Raw genomic sequence first — 18,379 nt, 5'->3', positions numbered from 1 at the left:
CCCGGGTGAGGGCGTCGCGTCTGCCCCCATCATCTCCCGCCGGTCGCGCACGGGCAGCCTCGGGACTGCGAGACGCCCGCACGCGGCTGGCCGGAGGTCACGACGGAGTACCGACGAGGTCGGCGCCTAGGTCTCGGAGGGTGCGGCCCGCCGTCCGGTGCGCGATGCGAAGCCGTCGAGTGCCTGGATCACCTCTGTCGACTGCCAGAGCTGAGATCTCCGGCGACCGCTGACCTCCGAGAGGATCCCGGCTGTCAGCAGGCGGTCGATGGCGCGGGAAGCGTTCGTGTGGTTGATGCCGACGGTCTCCATGACGACAGCGGTGCTGATCACCGGCTGGCGGAGCAGCAGGTCGACGATCTTCCAGACCGCTGAGTCTGAACGCGCAGTGATGCTGTCTGTCCAGCGCTGACGCAGTGTCCGCAGATCGGCGACCAGCAGCTGCCCGTTGGCGACGGAGGCGATCGCTGCTTCTGCCAGCGTCTCGACGATGGGATCGACGTCTCCACCGCGATAGGCCGTGAGTGCGTCGAAGTACCTGTCGGTGTCGGTGAGCAGCCCGGCCGACACCGGGACTGTCACCGCACGCGTCACGGCTCGCCGACGCAGCATCGAGTGCACGAGCGCTCGCCCGGTGCGTCCGTTCCCGTCGGGGAACGGGTGGATGGTCTCGAACTGCGCATGGGCTACTGCGGCCTGCGTCAGGGCGGGCAGATCGTTCCTGCCTGCGAAGCGCACGAGATCCGCGATCGCTGGACCGACGCGCTCGGCGGAAGGGGCCACGAACGATGCCCCGTGCGGCGAGTACCCGTTGCCGCCGACCCAGACTGCGGCGTCCCGCCATCGGCCTGCGATCTCCGGTGCGCTCGACCTGAGCAGCGCATGGTGCATGGACAGGATGGACTCTGGGGTGATCCCGTCAGCCAGCATCAGCGCGGCGCGCATCGCGTCGGTGTTGCTCACTACCAGTGCGGCGTTGGAACGGGTTTCTTCGTTGATCTCCGCGAGGGCGATATGCCTCGCTCCCGAGGTGATGTTCTCGATCTGGGACGACGAAGCCGACTCAGACCGTAGGAGGACGGCTGCGAAGGGAGCGACGTCGACGCCAGAGTCGGCGTCGAAGGACCGGATGGCTGCTGCGGCCTGTTCGGCAGCCTCGGCGACGCCGCGAGAAGGAGTGGGTGTCAGGTCGCCGATCTCCGGGACGACAGCAGCGCCGTACGGTCCCTGCATTCGCTCTCGAGCTGCACGGGACAGCAGGTCGGTCGGGATCGTCGACGCCCAGGCGCGATCCTCGTAGGTGATCGGCGGCCACGCTCGAGCCCCGGGTGCTTCCCGCTGAGGGAGTGACATGTCGCGACGCTATCACTCCATCGCCCCTTAAAGAGTGATAGTGGCCGGCGCTATCCCTCTTTAGGGTCGCCGGCCTCCAGCAGCGGCAGACAGCCTGGCTCGCCGACCGCGCTGTGGTGCGCCCCCGTCACCGCTGCGCCGTCACCGCTGCGCCAGCACAGCGTCCAGCAGCCGCACCGCTGCCGTCTTGTCGAGAGGGTTGTTGCCGTTGCCGCACTTGGGGGACTGCACGCAGCCCGGGCAGCCCGTCGCGCAGGGGCAGGTCGCGATGGCCTCGCGGGTCGCGGCCAGCCACTGCTCGGCGAGGCCGAAGCCGCGCTCGGCGAACCCGGCGCCGCCGGGGAAGGCGTCGTAGACGAAGACCGTCGCGCGCTCGGTGTCCACGTGCATCGCCGTCGAGACGCCGCCCAGGTCCCAGCGGTCGCAGGTCGCCAGGAGGGGGAGCAGGCCGATCGAGGCATGCTCGGCGGCGTGCAGCGCACCGGGGGCCTCGTCGGCGTCGACCTGGGCGTCCTCGAGCAGCTCGGCCGAGACCGTCCACCACACGGCGGCTGTCCGCAGCGTCCGCACGGGGAGGTCGAGGGGCTCGGTCCCGAGGACCTCTTGCGAGGGCATCCGGCGCCGCTGGAAGCTCTCGACCTGGCTGTGGACCTCGACAGTGCCGAAGCCCCACTCGACCGCGGGGCGGCCGTCGGCCGAGACCTGCGAGCCCCAGTCGACGTGCTCCTTCTCCTCGATGACGTCGATCGAGGTGGTCGACCGCGACCACGTGCCGTAGCCGACGTCTTCACGGCCGACGAGGGCGACCGAGTCGACGAGGTTGTAGTCCTCGACCACGAAGGTCTCGCCCTGGTGCACGTACACCGCGCCCGTGTGGACCGACCCGTCGGCGGCTGCGGCGTCGACGGTCCCGAGCAGGCGTCCTGTCGCGGACTCGACGACCGAGACCGGCGTGCCACCCTCGCCGCGGATGTTGGTGAATCCTGCGGCGTTCTCGTGGTGCGTCCAGAACCAGCCGGAGCTGCGGTGCCGCAGGGTCCCGCGCGCTGTGAGCTGGTCGAGGAGCGTGCGGGCCGCGTCTCCGCCGAAGAGCGGGAGGTCCTCGGTCCGCACAGGCAGCTCGCCGGCGGCGGCGCACAGGTGCCCGGCGAGCACGTACGGGTTGGTCGGGTCGAAGACCGTCGCCTCCATGGGTGTGCGGAAGATCGCGTCGGGGTTGTGCACGAGGAAGGTGTCGAGAGGGTCTTCCCGCGCGACGAAGGCGACGAGCCCGTCGGCCCCGGCGCGGCCCGCGCGCCCGGCCTGCTGCCAGAGCGAGACGCGGGTGCCGGGCCAGCCGATGATGAGCACGGCGTCGAGGCCGGAGATGTCGACGCCGAGCTCGAGGGCGTTGGTCGTCGCGAGGGCCCGGATCTCGCCCGAGCGCACGGCGGCCTCGAGGGCGCGGCGCTCTTCGGGCAGATAGCCGCCGCGGTAGGCCGCGACCTTCCCCGGCAGCGAGGGGTCGACGGGTCGCAGGTGCTCCTGGGTGGTCGTCGCGACGGACTCCGCGCCGCGCCTCGACCGGGTGAAGGCGAGGGTCCTGGCGCCGTGGACCGTGAGGTCGGCGAGCAGGTCCGCGGCGACAGCGGTCGCGGACCGGCGGGGTCTGTCGGCGTCGGCCGCGGCGTCGACGGGGTCGGCGTCGTCCACGAGCCCCAGGTCGTCGACGAGCCCGAGGTCCGCTGCGCCGCCCACGTCCCACGGGTCGTCGGTGAGCGCCGCGACGGCGGCGTCCCCGTCGGCCCTGTCTGCCCTGGACCGTTCGAAGGAGGCGGCGTCGTAGCGCGGGAGCTCGGGTGGCTCCCACAGGGCGAAGGTCTTGCGACCCGCGGGCGAGGCGTCCTCGGTCACGGCGACCACCTCGGAGGGGTCGACACCGACGAGCCGCCCGGCGCTCACGGCCGGGTCGGCCGTGGTGGCCGACGCGACGACGAAGGTCGGCCCGACGCGGGGGAGCAGCAGCCCGCTCGCGCTGCGGTGCTGCCCGGCTGCGCGTGAGCGTCCGCTGCCGCGGGTCGCCGAGCTCGGTGCGTAGTACGCGGCGAGGCGCTGCAGCCGGCGCAGCACGAGGGAGACGTGCGCGCCGAAGACCCCGCGGAAGGCGTGCCCCTCGTCGACGACCACGTAGCGCAACGACCTCAAGAACCGGGCCCACCGGGCATGGTTGGGCAGCATCGAGAAGTGCAGGTAGTCCGGGTTGGTGAGGACCACGTCGGCGTGGTCCTGGATCCACTTCCGCGCCGAGAAGGGGGTGTCTCCGTCGCAGGTGTCGACCTGCACGTCGCGGGCCCTCGACGCCGAGAGCAGCCGGGTGACCGAGGCGAGCTGGTCGGCGGCGAGCGCCTTGGTCGGGCTGAGGTAGAGCACCGAGCCGCGGTCGCGGGCGGACTCGATGCGGCCGGGGTCGAAGGCCGCGTCGGCGCGGTCGCCGCGCACGGAGGTGAGGGCGGGCAGCCAGAAGGCGAGGGACTTGCCCGAGCCCGTCGACGTCGCGACGATGGTGTGCTTGCCGGACCACGCGGCCTCGGCGGCCTCGACCTGGTGCACCCAGGGGCGGTCGACACCTAGGGCCTTGTACCCCGAGACGAGGGACGGGTCGGCCCACGCCGGCCAGTCGGCCTGCGTGCCCTCGCGGGCGGGGATGTGCTCGACGTGCGTCAGCTGCCCCGAGCGTCTGCCTCCGGCGAGGAGGACGTCGAGGAGTTCGTCTACGCGGGCCACCCGAGGATTCTCCCACCCGCCGAGGTGCCACCGGAGCTGGAGGCACGTCGGCGGTCAGGCGTCAGTAGATCTTCCGTCCCCGCTCGTCGGGGACCCCGGACTTGCGGAAGAAGTACGTGTTGATCTGGTCGCGCCACTCGACGGCCGACCTGTGCTGCTCGGCGAGGCGCTCGGTGACGCGGGCGGCGAGGTCGGGGTCGGCCAGCGGCGCGACCTTCTCCCACGCGGTGAGCATCTCCTCGACACGCTCGACCCCCGCGAAGTGCGTGTCGTAGATGTGCTGCACGACGGTCTTCCCCGAGTGCAGGACGTGGGAGTACGGCACATGGTGCAAGAACAGCAGGAGCTCGTCCGGGCAGGTGTCGAGCGACTCGTAGGTCTGGGCGAGGTCTAGCGGGAAGAGCCCTGCGAAGCCCGTGCCTGTCGCGCAGCTCCGGTCGACGCCCACGCCGTCGCGGTCGGCGAAGTGGTACGTGCCCCAGGCCGTGTACTCGTAGCCGTCGACGTCGGGCCCGTAGTGGTGACGCGTCGGGCTCACCATGAAGCCCACGCCGAGAGGTGCTGTGTACTGCTCGTACACGTCGAGGGACCCCGACAGCAGGTCGTGGACCGTCGACCGCAGCTCCGCAGGTGCGTCGCCGAAGGTCAGCGCGACCCACTCGTCGAGGATCTCCTCGGCCGTGAGCGTCGGGTCCCAGGCGAGGCGGCCGAAGGCGTAGAGGTTCGCCTGGGCGAAGGGGTGACCCGTCCAGAAGACGTCGTCCCCGACGTTCGAGACCGCGGCGAGACCACCGCCTGCGCTCCGGGGTGCGCCCGCGCCGCTGTCGGCGTCACCCGAGGCCGCAGCCTCGGTCCGGGCAGCCGCGGTGGCGGGCCCTCGGCTCGTCCCCGACGTCACGTCGGAGACCGCTGGCCCGTCGTCCCCCCACGGCCGCGCCTGGAGCGCGTCCGTCCACTGCGGCGCGAGGTACGCGACGTGCTTCTGCTGCCCCGTGTACTCCTGGGTCACCTGGACCTCGACGGCCACCCGGGTCTGCGGCATCGCCAGGACCACGGGGGAGAGCGGCTCGCGCACCTGGAAGTCGACCGGCCCGAGCTTGACCTGCAGCACGACGTTGTCGTCGAAGCGACCGTCGAGCGGGGTGAAGTGGTCGTACGCGGCCCGCGCCCTGTCGGTCGACCTGTCCCGCCAGTCCTGGTGGTGGTCGTAGACGAAGGCCCGCCAGTGCACGGTCCCACCGTGCGGGGCGAGCGCGCGGGCCAGCATGTTCGCCCCGTCGGCGTGGTCGCGCCCGTAGCTGAAGGGGCCCGGTTGCCCCTCGGAGTCGGCCTTGACGACGAACCCGCCGAAGTCGGGGACGGCCGCGTAGACGGCGCTCGCGGCCTGGGCCCACCAGGCCTGGACGCCCGGGTCGGCAGGGTCGGCCGTCGCGAGACCACCGAGCACGACGGGCGACGCGAAGCTCACCGACAGGTGGACGCGCACGCCGTAGGGCCTGAAGGCGCCGGCGAGCGCGACGACGTCGTCGAGGTGCGTGGTGAGCAGCTCGGCCTCGCGCCGCCCGACGTTGACGTTGTTGAGGGCGACGCGGTTCACGCCGCTCGCCGCGAGCAGCCGGGCGTACTGGCGGACCTTGCCGAGGTCCGGGCGCAGCGACCCGTCGTCGTAGAAGAGCGACCCGCCGGAGTACCCGCGCTCGACCTGCCCCATGACGGGGTGGACCGAGATGTTGTCCCAGTGGTCGAGGACGCGCAGGTCGTGGGTGGGCCTGTGGACCTCGACGGAGAGCCCGGCGCGCTCGTGGCTCGAGGTGCCCGACGCGGTCGAGGTGCTCGTGCCCTCGGGACCGCGCGCCCCCTGCGCGCCCGGTCCCCCCAGGGCGAGCGCACCCTCGCGCACCAGGTGGAACCAGCCGTGCAGCAGCCCGTGGCCGGTCTCGGCGAGCACCGTGGTGGTCGGGTCCTGCGGGGTACCGGACCTGACGACGACGAAGCCCTCGTCGCCGAGCGTGCTCGACGCCTCGTCGGCTGCAGCCTCGCGGGGCTCGCCCGGGCCGGTACCGCGGGGTTCGCCGAGACCTGCACCGGCTGCGGCGTCGATCGCCGCAAGCACCGGTTCGGGTGCGTCGTCGGGGACGGCACCCAGGAGTGCGAGGGTGAGGCGACCGGGGGCGGCCTCACCACCGCGGAGGGTGGCTGCGTGCGCGACCTCGGCGCGCACGGTGTCGACGAGAGGCCCGTCTCCGAGGACGACAGTGTCGACAGCACCCAGGGTCGCGAGTGCTGCGTCGGGGAGCCAGGCGGGGTGCACGCCGGGGGTCTGCGGGATCATCGGAGGTCTCCGTCGGTGAGGGCAGGTTCGGGGGACAAGGGTGCTAGGTCGGACCGGGTTGCGGAGTCGGACCAGGCTGCGGCGTCGGGCAGGGGTACCGCGTGGGACCGGGGTGCTGCGGCAGCCGGTGTCGCCACGACGAGCACCTGCTGCGGTGCCAGACTCACGGTCTCGCCCGTGCGCAGCGCCGTCCCGCCGAGCAGCTCGTCGCCGTCGACCGGGGACGCGACGTCGACGGCGTCGTCGCGGTGGTTGATGACGAAGGTGACCCGGCTCCCGTCGTCCTGGTAGCGCGTGGCCACCTCGACGTCAGGCACGTCGGCGAGCGGGCCGACGAGCTCGTGGCGGTCGAGCACTCGTCGCATCACCCAGGCGACGCCGTCGGTGTCGAGACCGGCACCGACGTACCACGCCTCCCCCTCACCCACCGGGTTGCGGGTGACGGCTGCGGTCCCGGCGTAGAAGTCCCGGGAGTACCGCCCGACGACCTCGGCGCCCTGCGGCAGCACGAGCTCGAAGAGCAGCGTCGAGCCGACCTCGATGGCGTCGCCCTGCCCGTCGTCGAGCACCACAGGGTTGACCACGTCGGCCTCCTGCGCGTCCCACTCGTCGACCCGCACACCCACGAGCGGTGCGAGCGGCCCGGGGACGTCGGTGAGGAAGGCGTTGTCGTCTTCGTCGACCCGACCCGACAAGAAGGTGGTCACCACAGTCCCGCCCCGCTGGGCGACGGCCGCCAGACGCTCCGCGAGGTCGCCCTTGACCATGTGCAGCGCCGGTGCGACGACCACGTCGTAACCGCTGAGGTCGGCCGTCACCGCGACGGCGTCGATGTCGACGTTCGCGTCCCACAGCGCCCGGTGGTACGCGAGCACCACCTGCTGGTACCGCACACGCCGCGAGGGTCCGTCGGACATCTCGAGGGCCCACCACGAGTCCCAGTCGAAGAGGATCGCGACCCGAGCCCGGGTGCGGGCGCCGAGAGTGAGCGTCCCGACGCGTCCGAGGTCTGCCCCGAGCGCGGCCGCCTCCCGGAAGACCCGGGTGTCGGAGCGCCCGGAGTGCCCGATGACCGCGCCGTGGTACTTCTCGCTCGCGCCGCGCGAGGCCCGCATCTGGAAGTACAGGACGGCGTCGGCACCGTGCGCGACGGCCTGCCAGCTCCACGACGCCATGACCCCTGGCGCCTTGAGCGGGTTGACGTCGCGGCTCGCGGTGACGCTCGGCGTCTGCTCCATGAGCCAGAACGGCTGACCGTCCTTGAGGCCGCGCATCAGGTCGTGGGTGAAGGCCATCCGGGCCTGCGACCGCGCGTCGGGCGGGTAGTTGTCCCACGACGAGAAGTCGAGGTGCGGCGCCCACCGGTGGTAGTCGAGGTGCTTGAACATCCCCATGAAGTTGGTCGTCACGGGCACGTCGGGGCTCGACTCGCGGATCGCGGCCTTCTCGTCGACGAAGTTCGCGAGCATCGCGTCGGTCATGAAGCGCAGGTAGTCCAGGGTGATCCCCTGGAAGGCCGTGTGCTCAGGCCCGCGCCAGTGCTCGCTGAGCGCCGACGGCGGCACGATCTGCTCCCACGCCGTGAAGGTGTGCGACCAGAAGGTGGTGCACCAGGCGTGGTTGAGCGCGTCGAGGCTGCCGTAGCGCTCGCGGAGCCAGCTGCGGAACCCTTCCGCGCAGAGGTCGCAGTAGCAGGCGCCGCCCGCCCCGCCGTACTCGTTGTTGACGTGCCACGCGACGACAGCGGGGTTGCCCGCGTACCGGGCAGCGACCCGCCGGGCGAGCTCGGTCGAGAACCTGCGGTACGCCGGTGACGAGGGGCACGAGTTGTGGCGCTGGCCGTAGAGGTGCCGGCGTCCTTCGAAGTCGACCCGGGTCACCTCGGGGAACTCCGTGGCGAGCCACGGTGGTTGCGCACCGGTCCCGGTGGCCAGGCAGATGAGCCGGCCCTCGGCGCTCGCCCGCTCGACGATCGCGTCGAGTCGCGTGAAGTCGTAGGTGTCGGCCGCGGGCTGGGTGTGCGCCCAGGCGAAGACCCCGAGGGTGACCGTGGTGATGCCGGCCGCGTCGAAGAGCCTGTAGTCCTCGTCCCACACCTGCGGCCCCCACTGCTCGGGGTTGTAGTCGCCGCCGTAGGGCAGGTGGTCGGTGGTCGGGAGGGTCATCCGAGGAACTCCTGGGTGATGTCGGTGCGCAGCCGGGCGCTCGAGCTGAGCAGCACGGCGGCGACGAGGGGGGCGAGCAGCACGGGCACCACGTCGGAGGTGAGGTAGGTGGTCCCGGCCAGCAGCACGAGGAGGGAGAGGTGCTTGAGGGAGGTCAGCGGTCGTCGGCCCAGCAGGTACCCGGCCAGGCGTGCGACGTCGCGCGCCCTGAAGTCGAAGAGCGCGGTGATCACCAGGGCGTTCATGCCCCACACCAGGGCGAGCGCGGCGACGACGACGAGGGCGCTACCCCACCACGCGGGGACGCCGGCGACGTCGAGGTGCGCGAGCGAGAAGGCGATCACCGCGAGACCGGCGACGAGCGGTGCCCAGAGTCTGAGGACGGCCAGCGCGTCGCGTCTGTAGGCACGCCAGTAGCGGCGACCCGTGGCGAGGTCGGCGATCTCCTCGGGGTGCGCGAGGACCGAGACCGCGGCCGCGAGGGCCGGGCCGGCGGGCAGCAGGGCGAGCACGAGGAGCGGCAGGTTGCTCGGGTCGCGGTCGAGCACCGTGGCCAGGGCGAGCGCTGGTGCGAGGCTCACCAGCATGACGACCTCGAGCACGAGGAACCTGTAGCCGAGGACGGCGCCCCGGGCGAGGAAGCCGTCGCCGATCTGGGTGCCGTCCCGGTGCTCGACCGGGCGCACCCCCGTCAGGCTCACCGGACCACCTCGTCCTGCCCGACGATCCGGCGGTCGTCGAGCCACGACGGGGTCTCGTCGACGACGGGCGTGATCTCGACGAAGGTCACGCCGTGCCGGCGCAGGTCCAGGTCGAGCTCGACGCGTCCGTCGACCACGGGCAGGCTCGCGTGCCGGCGGACCGGCTCGGCGAGCGCCCGGAGCGTGGCGACCTGCCGCTCGCTCGGCGACCGCGGGCGGCCCATGTGCTGCCAGGCGGCGAAGGCGTTGCCCTCGGTCTCGTCGACGCTCGCTGTCTCGACGAGCACCGTGGCCGGGCCGGACGTGCTGGTCGAGCCCGAGCACGTGCCTGTACCGGCCGGGTCTGCGACAGGCAGCGACAGCCGGACCTCGTGCCGCACGGGCGCGGCCGGACCCTCGGTCCCGTGGACGGGCTGCCACGCCAGGACTGTCACCCGCCCGTCGTCGTCGCGGCAGACGAGGTGGTCGTCTCCGCGGGCGAGCACGTGCTGACCCATCCGGGCCATGAAGGCGAAGAGGTGGAAGGTCGGCTTCTTGATCTGCCGGTGCGTGAGGAGACCAAAACCACCGTGGAAGATCGCCGCGGGGACACCCTCCTCCTCGAACATGTCGCTGAAGGTCCAGTACGAGAAGGAGTCGACGAGGTCGCCGCCCGCCGCGAGCACCGGGGCCAGGTAGGCGGCGTTGAAGGCTGTGTCGTGCACGGGGTTGTCGGGCCTGTACGACGAGCTGTACTCGGTGATGTGCACGGGGACCCCGGCGTAGCGCGTGCCGGCCAGGTGCTCCCGGGGCGCGGCGAGCTGCTCGAGCAGGTGGTCGGACTCGCGGAGCGTCTGGTAGGTGCCGAAGGGCACGTGCTGCGCGGGCCCCGTCGCATAGGCGTGCGAGCTGACGAAGTCGAGCGGCGCGTCGTGCGCCTCGACGAAGGCGAGGAACGGCTCCCACCAGGCGTCGGCCCCGGGGGAGATCGCCGGACCGCCCACCTGGATCTGGGGGTCGACGTCCTTGACCGCCCGGGCCGTCACCTCGTAGAGGCGGAAGTACTCCTGCTGGTCGGCGTCGAGCCAGAAGTTCACGAGGTTCGGCTCGTTCCACACCTCGACGGGCCACCCGCGGACCCGCTCGAGGCCGTAGCGCTCGACGAGGTGGGTCAGGGTCGCCCGGACCAGGTCCGCCCACGCGTCGTAGGACGAAGGGGGCGTGATGTTGCCCTTCCACCAGAACACCGTGGCGTCCCCGGAGGCGAGGGCCTCGGGCATGAAGCCGAGCTCGAGGAAGGGCTCGATGCCCAGCTCGAGGTAGGCGTCGACCACCTGGTCGAGGTAGGTGAAGGAGTAGAGCACCTCCTGGCGGCCGTCGACCTCGTAGGGCTTGTAGATCCCCATGCCGTCGCTGAAGAGCCCGTGACCGCGGATGTGCCGGAACCCGATCTCGCGCTGCACGAGGGCGAGGGAGTCCTGGTAGTCGCGGCGCAGCGCGAGCTCCATCCGGCCGGTGCCGACGCAGGTGCGCCAGGAGTCGCCGAGAAGGCCTGTCGAGGTGTCGGGGACGATCGTGCGCACGGGGGTCTCCAGGTGGGGGAGTCGTGGTGGGTCGGACGGGAGAACCGGGCGGGTCGGGCTGCGCGTGGTGCGCGACCAGACCCGCCCGGGGCGGCTGTCAGCCGTTGGCCTCGGCGTACCGGTCGTGGGCGGCGTTCACGAGCTCGATGTACTGCGTCGAGCCCTTGGCCTCGATCTCGGCGACGTAGGCGTCCCACTCGGACAGGTCACGCTGGCCGAGCACGAACTGCAGCGTGCCCTGCTGGACCGTGTCCTTGAGCGGGGTCTCGAGCAGGGTCGCCTGCTCACGCTCGATCTCGTCGAAGGGGAACGGCGGCTGCAGCGGCAGGACCTCCTTGTCGGCCATGCTCTCCTGGAAGGCGACCTCCTCGTCGGAGAAGGTCGACCACAGCAGGTCTGTCGTGCCGCCGTAGGCGAAGACACCGCCCGAGAACCCGAAGTCCTTCTGCAGGTGCTTCGGGGCGCCCGGGTTGAGACCGATGAAGTCGATCCCCGGATCCAGGACCCGCGTGCCGTCGGCGTCCTTGGTGTACGTCGTGCCCTCGACGCCCCACTTGGCGAACTCCTGGCCTTCGTCGGAGTACCAGAGCCAGTCGATGAACTGCATCATCGCGACGAAGTTCTCGTCGTCCTTCGCGTCGGAGCTGATCATCAGGCCGTTCTCGAGCAGCGCCGTGCCGGAGACGACGTCACCGACAGGCCCGGCGGGCAGGCGGATCTTCGAGATCTCGGCGTCCGGGAGCGTCGCGGCCAGGGCCGGGCGGTAGTCGTTGACGAGGGTCTGGGCGTTCGTGCTGATCGCGAAGGACTTGCCGTTCGCGAGCTTCTGGATCGCCGAGTCGTCGTCCTGCGTGAAGCTCTCCGGGTCGATCAGGCCGTCCTCGACGAGGCCGTGCAGGTACGTCACCATGTCGCGGTACTCGTCGGTGGTCCCGGGGAAGACGAACTCTCCGGCCTCTTCGTCCCACCTCTGGTTGGCGTAGCCCCAGCCTGCGGAGGTCCCGTAGGTCATGCCGAGCAGGTTGAGCAGGTTGCCCGCAGGGGTCGGGATGCTGAAGCGGTCCGAGAGCGGGTAGACGTCCGGGTAGGCCTCTTTCATGGCCGCGAGCATGTCGCGGAACTCGTCCCAGTCCTTCGGCTGCTCGAGGCCGAGCTCCTCCATGATGTCGGTGCGCACGGCGATCGTGTAGTCCTGCCACACGGCCTCGTGCAGACCGGGCAGCACGTAGTACTTGCCGTCTTCCTGGCGGAGGGTGTCGAGGTTGGCGTCGAGCCCCCACCGCTCGACCTTGTCCTTGAAGTTCGGCATGAGGTCGATGTAGTCGCTCACGGGCAAGATCGCGCCCGAGGAGACGAAGGCGGCCTCCTGGCCGGGGTACGTCTTGGGCAAGATCAGCGGGGCGTCACCGGCCCCGACGAGCAGGCTGCGCTTCTGCTCGTAGTCGCTCATCGGCACGACAGTCGGCTCGAGCGTGACGTTGGCCCGCTCCTCGATCTCCTGCCAGAGCATCCAGTCGTCCTGGATCGGGTAGTTCGGGTGGTCGCTGAACAAGATCGGGAAGGACAACGGCTCCGTCGCCGTGAACTGGTCGCCGACACCGTAGTCGGCCATCGACCCCGCGTCGTTGGCGAGCGCGGCGCCGGTGTCGTCGTCGGACGCCCCGCCGCTGCCGCAGGCCGCGAGGGCGAGCATCCCTGTCGCGACGGCGACTGCCGTCATGGTGTGTGTTCGCTTCATTGCTGGACACCTTTCGATACGCACTTCGTCGGTCGGATCGTTCGGAGGTTGCAGGTGCTGAGGGTGCTGAGGGTGCTGCGGATCTTGTGTGTGTGGGAGCTCAGCCCTTGACCGAGCCGAGCATCACGCCCGACACGAAGTACTTCTGGATCATCGGGTAGAGGCACAAGATGGGCAGGACGGTGAGGATGATCGTCACGGCCTGGATGTTCGCCGAGACCTGGGCGACCTCGGCCACACCGGCACCTGTCGAGCTGGCCGACGTGGCGCCCGAGATGAGGTTGCGCAGGTACACGGTCACCGGGAACAGCTCGGCCTTGTCCATGTAGAGGAAGGCCGCGAACCAGGAGTTCCAGAAGCTCACCGCGTAGAAGAGCAGCATCGTGGCGAGCACGGCCTTCGACAGCGGCAGCACGATGCGGGCGAGGGTGCCGTAGGTCGACAGGCCGTCGATCTGCGCGGCCTCCTCGAGCTCTTCGGGCATGTTCTCGAAGAAGGACTTCATCACCAGCAGGTTGAACACCGAGATGGCGTTGGGCAGCACGATCGCCCACAGCGTGTTCTTGAGCCCCAGGCTCGTGATGAGCACGTAGTTGGGGATCAGCCCGCCGTTGAAGAACATCGTGAACACCGCGATGCCGATGAGCAGACCGCGCCCGCGCAGGTTCTTCTTCGACAGCACGTAGGCGTAGCAGGTGGTGAGGACGATCGCGATGGCTGTCGCGACCACCGTGTAGACCACGGTGTTCTTGTAGTTGGTCCAGAACATCGAGTCGCTCATCACCAGCTGGTACGTGGTGAGGTTGAAGCCCTTCGGCAGCAGGTTGACCTGCCCCGCGCGGATCGCCGAGTCCGAGCTGAAAGACTGCGCGAGGATGTTGACGAAGGGGTACAGCGTCACGACGACGACGCCGAGCAGCACGACGGCGTTGACCACCTGAAAGACGCGGTAGCCGCGCGAGTCCTTGAGGCCCCGGGTGCGGGTGGGCGCAGGTGTGCGGGGCGGGGTCCCGGGCGTGCCGGGGGTCCCTGTCGGGGAGACTGTCGTGGTCACCACAGGCTTGCTCCAACGGCTCGGCGCGAGATCGCGTTCGCGGACAGGATGAGCGTCAGCCCGATGATCGCCTCGAAGAGACCGATCGCCGCGGCATAGCTGAAGTTGTTCGACACGAGCCCGACGCGGTAGAGGTATGTCGAGATGACGTCGGCTGTCGGATAGGTCATGGGGTTGTAGATGAGCAGGATCTTCTCGAAGCCCACAGCCATGAACGCGCCGATGTTGAGGATGAGCAGGGTGACCATGGTCGGGCGGATGCCCGGGAGGGTGACGTGCCAGGTCTGGCTCCACCGGTTGGCCCCGTCGATCCGGGCGGCCTCGTAGAGGCTCGCGTCGACGGTGGTCAGCGCCGCGAGGTAGAGGATCGTGCCCCAGCCGACCGTCTGCCACACCTCGGAGGACACGTAGATGGTCCGGAACCACTCGGGCTGCTGCAGGAACGAGATCGCGTCCCCGCCGAAGAACCCGAGGATCTGGTTGACCGTGCCCTCGAGGGACAAGATCTGCATGAGCATCCCGGCCACGATGACGATCGACAAGAAGTGCGGCAGGTACGAGACGGTCTGCACGAAGCGCTTGAAGTACCGCGAGCGCACCTCGTTGAGCAGCAGCGCCAAGATGATCGGCAGCGGGAAGCAGATGAGCAGAGACAGCGCACCGAGGGTCAGCGTGTTGCCGAAGACCTTCCAGAACGTCGGGTCCTCGAGGAACATCTGGATGTAGCGCAGGCCGACCCACTCGTCGCCGAAGATGCTCCCGCCCGGGCGGAAGCGCCTGAAGGCGATGACGTTGCCGAGCATGGGGAGGTAGCGGAACACGAGGAAGAAGAGCAGCGGCAGCACGGCGAGGGAGTAGATCTGCCAGTCCCTCCGCAGGACCTTGCGCAGCGGTGGCCGACCGTCCGACCTGCCGCGCCGCGCGGTCGACCGCGCCTTCTGCGTCCGGTCCGCCTGTGCAGGCGGTGTGGCCGGCGGCGGGGCGACAGCCTCGGGGGCCGTCACGGCCGGCCCCCGGTGGGCGCCCCGACCTCGACGTCCGTCACGAGCTCGCGGGTGTGGTCCGCCCGGCGCTCCTCGCCGACGAGCCGCAGCCCGAGCCTCGTGCTGACCTCTGCGCTCGACCTCGAGACGAGGAGGTCGACGTCACCGGGCTCGACCACCCTGTGGCCGGCGAGCCCGACGAAGGAGGTGAGGTCGGCGTGGACCGTGAAGGTCACGCGGCGTGACTCACCGGGGTCGAGCGCGACCCGCGCGTAGCCGACGAGCCTCACGACGGGACGGGTCACCTGCGCGACGTGGTCGTGCAGGTACAGCTGGACGACGTCCGCGCCGGCGACGTCACCGGTGTTCTCGAGCGTCACCTCGACCTGGACCTCGCCGTCGACGTCCCACGCAGCCCTGTCGCCAGGCTCTGCGCCGACGACGGAGGCCTCGCCCCACGAGATCGACGCGTAGCCGAGGCCGTGGCCGAAGGGGAAGGCCGCTGTCGGGTCGACGGACGACACGCTCGACCTGTGCCCGAGCGGCGGCGAGAGGTACGTGCCGGGCTGCGACCCGGGGTCGGCCGGGATGCTCACGGGCAGGCGTCCCGAGGGCGAGACCGCCCCGGTGAGGATCTCCGCGAGCGCGACCCCGCCGAGCTGCCCGGGGAAAAAGGCCTGGACGACGGCGGCGGCCTCGTCGGCGAGCCCTCCCAGCGCATAGGGCCTGCCGGTGAGCAGCAGCAGCACCACGGGGGTGCCCGTTGCGAGCACGGCCTCGACGAGCTCGGCCTGCACGCCGGGCAGCCGCAGGTCGGTCGCGTCGCAGCCCTCGCCCGAGGTGCCGCGGCCGAAGAGCCCGGCGCGGTCGCCGACGGCGACCACGCACACGTCGGCGTCACGGGCGCGCTCGACCGCCTCCGCGATGCCGCTGCGGTCGGGGTCGCTCACGTCGCAGCCGCGGGCGTAGGTCACGTCGTGGTGCTCGGCGAGGGCCGTGCGGACGGACGGGATGTCGATCCCGACGGCGTGGTCGGGGTGGTGGACCCCGACGTGCGCGGGGAAGGAGTAGCAGCCGAGCATGGCCATCGGCTGGTCGGCGAGCGGGCCGACGAGCGCGACCCTGGCGCCGGGTGCGAGCGGGAGCGTCGCGTCGCGGTTGGCGAGCAGGACGACGGCCTCGCGTGCGAGCCGCAGCGCGACGTCCTGCCGTTCGGCGTCGTCGAGGGTGAGGGTCTCGACGTCCGCGGGCAGGGCCTGCCAGCCAGGGTCGAGCAGGCCGAGCTCGGCCTTCTGGGTGAGCACCCTGTCGAGGGCCCTGTCGACGAGGGCCTCGGGGACGTCGCCGCGCCGGACGGCCTCGACGAGGGCCGGCCCGTAGGCGTCGACCGTGGGCAGCTCGACGTCGACCCCGGCACGGAGCGCGAGGTGCGCTGCCGCTGTGGCGTCGGCCGCGACCTTGTGGAGCGTCTCGAGGAACTTCACGCCGAAGTAGTCGGCGACCACGATCCCGTCGAAGCCCCAGGTGTCGCGGAGCAGCGTGGTGAGCAGGCCTTCGTCGGCGGCGGCCGGGACCCCGTCGACCTCGGCGTAGGAGTGCATGACCGAGCGGGCCCCGCCGAGGCGCAGTGCCATCTCGAAGGGCGGCAGGATCACGTCGCCGAGCTCGCGCGGGCCCATCGACGCCGGTGCGAGGTTGCGGCCCGAGCGGGAGGCGGAGTACCCGGCGAAGTGCTTGAGCGTCGCCACGACGCCAGAGTCCTCGAGGCCGCGCACGTAGGCCGCGCCGACGGTCCCCACGAGGTAGGGGTCTTCGCCGATGGTCTCCTCGGTGCGGCCCCAGCGGTAGTCGCGGGTGACGTCGAGGACCGGGGCGAGCCCCTGGTGGACCCCGGCGGCACGCATGGACTCACCGATCTGCCGGGACATCTCGGCGACGAGCGCGGGGTCGAAGGACGCCCCCCACGACAGCGGCACCGGATAGGCGGTCGCCTGCCAGGCTGCGAAGCCGGCGAGGCACTCTTCGTGGACCTGCGCGGGGATGCCGAAGCGGCTGGCCGCCATGATCTGCTCCTGCGAGGCGGCGAGCGACCTGGCACCGGAGACCGGGTCCACGGGGACGGTGCCGAAGGGCCGGGTCAGCTGTCCGAGGCCGTGCTGGACGAGCGTGTCCCACGGTGGGACGTCCTGCGTCAGGTCGGCCTGGTGCGGTGCGACGCCTCCGCCCGAGGCGTCGGCCCCGACCCAGACGCCTACGAGCTGCGCGATCTTCTCCTCGAGGGTCATCACGGCGACGAGCGCCGCGGCCCTCTCGGCCGGTGCGAGCCGGGTGTCCCTCCACGGGGCGTCCAGCTCAGGGGTGCCTGTGGCTGCCCCGGATGTCTGCGTGGTCATGCGACCCCTCGTCGTCGGTCACGTCGTCGTGCCGTCGCCCGGCGTCGTCGCCGGGCGCACCACTCCGTCGTGGTCTCGAAAGTATCGGCCGAAAGGGCGATACCTGTTGAGACGTGACAGTAGGGTGAAGTCTCGACGGGCGTCAAGGGTTTCGTGGAACAGGCTTTCCCGCTGTCGAGCGCGGGGGAGCGGGTGCTATGGTCGCTCGAAAGTTGCGACCCGACGACAGGTGAGAGCCGCATGGCAGCACGCACGACCAGGGGCGATGCCCCGACCGAGGCCGGGGCGCCGGGCGCGCCTGCGGTCGCCGCTGCCCACGCCGGGCCGGCCGCCCCCGCGACCATCGCGTCGATCGCGGCTGAGGCCGGGGTGTCGATCCCGACGGTCTCGAAGGTCCTCAACGGTCGCCCGGACGTCGCGCCCGAGACGCGCTCGCGGATCGAGGAGATGCTCGAGCGTCACCAGTACAGGCGGCGTCGTCAGCGGCCGACCTCGGCCGGGCAGCCGCTCATCGACCTCGCCTTCCACGAGCTCGACTCGGCGTGGTCGATCGAGATCATCCGGGGTGTCGAGGACGCCGCCGCGGCAGCCGGGGTCGGCGTGGTGCTGTCCGAGCTCGGGGGCGTGCACAGGCCTCCCCAGGAGTGGCTCGACGCGGCGCTGGCCCGCAGGCCTCTCGGTGTGCTGCTCGTGCTCTCCAACCTCGACGCCTCGCAGCGCCACCAGCTCGAGAGCCGGTCGATCCCCTTCGTCGTCGTCGACACCGCGGGCGAGCCGCCCGAGGACGTCCCGACGGTCGGGTCGAACAACTGGAACGGCGGGCTCTCCGCGACCCGGCACCTCCTCGCCCTCGGTCACCGGCGTGTCGCCGTGATCTCCGGTCCGAGCGACGTCCTGTGCTCGCGGGCGCGGGTCGACGGGTACCGCAGCGCGCACGACGAGGCCGGCGTCCCGCTCGACCCGAGCCTGACCCGCTACGGCGACTTCTACGTCGACGGCGGCTACGAGCACGGCCTCGCGCTGCTCTCGCGGCCCGACCGGCCGAGCGCGATCTTCGCGGGGTCGGACATGCAGGCCCTCGGGGTGCTCCGCGCCGCCCGCGAGCTCGGCCTGCGCGTCCCCGAAGACCTCTCGGTGGTCGGCTATGACAACCTGCCGCTCACCGAGTGGATCGGACCCGCGCTGACCACGGTCAACCAGCCCCTCAAGGAGATGGCCGGGACCGCGACGCGCATGCTCATCTCGCTCGCGCGGGGTGAGAGCATCCCCAACCGGCGCATCGACCTGGCGACGTCCTTGGTCGTCCGGGAGAGCACGGCGCGCTGGGAGGGGTGA

11 protein-coding genes are annotated in these 18,379 nt (G+C 71.1%); 1 reads left to right on the top strand and 10 read right to left on the bottom strand.

The genetic code is table 11. From position 1 onward, the window contains the following. Positions 1-126 precede the first annotated feature (126 nt). The 10 genes from SANBI_RS16245 to SANBI_RS16200 form a co-directional block, all read right to left on the bottom strand. The gene (locus SANBI_RS16245; RefSeq protein ID WP_319156881.1) at positions 127-1,353 is read right to left on the bottom strand and encodes a Fic family protein; all 1,227 of its coding nucleotides are present in this window, start codon (positions 1,351-1,353) and stop codon (positions 127-129) included. A gap of 141 nt (positions 1,354-1,494) precedes the next feature. After that, on the bottom strand, positions 1,495-4,116 hold the full coding sequence (locus SANBI_RS16240) for a DEAD/DEAH box helicase (RefSeq protein ID WP_319156878.1): 2,622 nt from the start codon (positions 4,114-4,116) through the stop codon (positions 1,495-1,497). A gap of 61 nt (positions 4,117-4,177) precedes the next feature. Beyond that, a complete protein-coding gene (locus SANBI_RS16235) occupies positions 4,178-6,448 on the bottom strand; it encodes an alpha-glucuronidase (RefSeq protein WP_319156875.1) in 2,271 nt (756 codons plus the stop codon). Continuing rightward, complete coding sequence (locus tag SANBI_RS16230; RefSeq protein WP_319156872.1) at positions 6,445-8,613, bottom strand: beta-galactosidase; 2,169 nt, start codon at positions 8,611-8,613, stop codon at positions 6,445-6,447. The genes SANBI_RS16235 and SANBI_RS16230 overlap by 4 nt, the downstream gene beginning before the upstream one ends. Continuing rightward, on the bottom strand, positions 8,610-9,314 hold the full coding sequence (locus SANBI_RS16225) for a glycosyl transferase (protein WP_319156870.1): 705 nt from the start codon (positions 9,312-9,314) through the stop codon (positions 8,610-8,612). The genes SANBI_RS16230 and SANBI_RS16225 overlap by 4 nt, the downstream gene beginning before the upstream one ends. Then, entirely contained in the window at positions 9,311-10,876 is a 1,566-nt protein-coding gene (locus SANBI_RS16220) for a GH39 family glycosyl hydrolase (protein ID WP_319156867.1), read from the bottom strand. Before SANBI_RS16220 ends, SANBI_RS16225 begins: the two co-directional genes overlap by 4 nt. Positions 10,877-10,973: 97 nt before the next feature. Beyond that, positions 10,974-12,614: an ABC transporter substrate-binding protein gene (locus SANBI_RS16215; protein WP_319156865.1), complete on the bottom strand. Its 1,641-nt coding sequence runs from the start codon at positions 12,612-12,614 to the stop codon at positions 10,974-10,976. A gap of 100 nt (positions 12,615-12,714) precedes the next feature. Further along, positions 12,715-13,671: a carbohydrate ABC transporter permease gene (locus SANBI_RS16210; protein ID WP_373367317.1), complete on the bottom strand. Its 957-nt coding sequence runs from the start codon at positions 13,669-13,671 to the stop codon at positions 12,715-12,717. Continuing rightward, entirely contained in the window at positions 13,665-14,672 is a 1,008-nt protein-coding gene (locus SANBI_RS16205; protein WP_319156861.1) for an ABC transporter permease, read from the bottom strand. The genes SANBI_RS16210 and SANBI_RS16205 overlap by 7 nt, the downstream gene beginning before the upstream one ends. After that, a complete protein-coding gene (locus SANBI_RS16200) occupies positions 14,669-17,044 on the bottom strand; it encodes a beta-xylosidase/alpha-l-arabinosidase (protein ID WP_319156859.1) in 2,376 nt (791 codons plus the stop codon). The genes SANBI_RS16205 and SANBI_RS16200 overlap by 4 nt, the downstream gene beginning before the upstream one ends. A gap of 240 nt (positions 17,045-17,284) precedes the next feature. Here SANBI_RS16200 and SANBI_RS16195 point away from each other — a divergent pair, with 240 nt between their 5' ends. Beyond that, positions 17,285-18,379 carry a LacI family DNA-binding transcriptional regulator gene (locus SANBI_RS16195; protein ID WP_319156856.1) on the top strand — a complete coding sequence of 365 codons (1,095 nt, stop codon included), beginning with the start codon at positions 17,285-17,287 and terminating at the stop codon, positions 18,377-18,379.

Origin of the sequence: Sanguibacter biliveldensis, assembly GCF_033798665.1 — a bacterium.
GTDB classification, from domain to species: Bacteria; Actinomycetota; Actinomycetes; order Actinomycetales; family Cellulomonadaceae; genus Sanguibacter; species Sanguibacter inulinus.
This window is presented reverse-complemented; position numbering and strand designations above follow the sequence as displayed.

Bases quoted from the DNA above. Each gene is read 5' to 3' on its own strand.
- SANBI_RS16200 (WP_319156859.1), bottom strand. From the start codon at position 17,044: ATGACCACGCAGACATCCGGGGCAGCCACAGGCACCCCTGAGCTGGAC.
- SANBI_RS16235 (WP_319156875.1), bottom strand. From the start codon at position 6,448: ATGATCCCGCAGACCCCCGGCGTGCACCCCGCCTGGCTCCCCGACGCA.
- SANBI_RS16195 (WP_319156856.1), top strand. From the start codon at position 17,285: ATGGCAGCACGCACGACCAGGGGCGATGCCCCGACCGAGGCCGGGGCG.
- SANBI_RS16215 (WP_319156865.1), bottom strand. From the start codon at position 12,614: ATGAAGCGAACACACACCATGACGGCAGTCGCCGTCGCGACAGGGATG.
- SANBI_RS16230 (WP_319156872.1), bottom strand. From the start codon at position 8,613: ATGACCCTCCCGACCACCGACCACCTGCCCTACGGCGGCGACTACAAC.
- SANBI_RS16245 (WP_319156881.1), bottom strand. From the start codon at position 1,353: ATGTCACTCCCTCAGCGGGAAGCACCCGGGGCTCGAGCGTGGCCGCCG.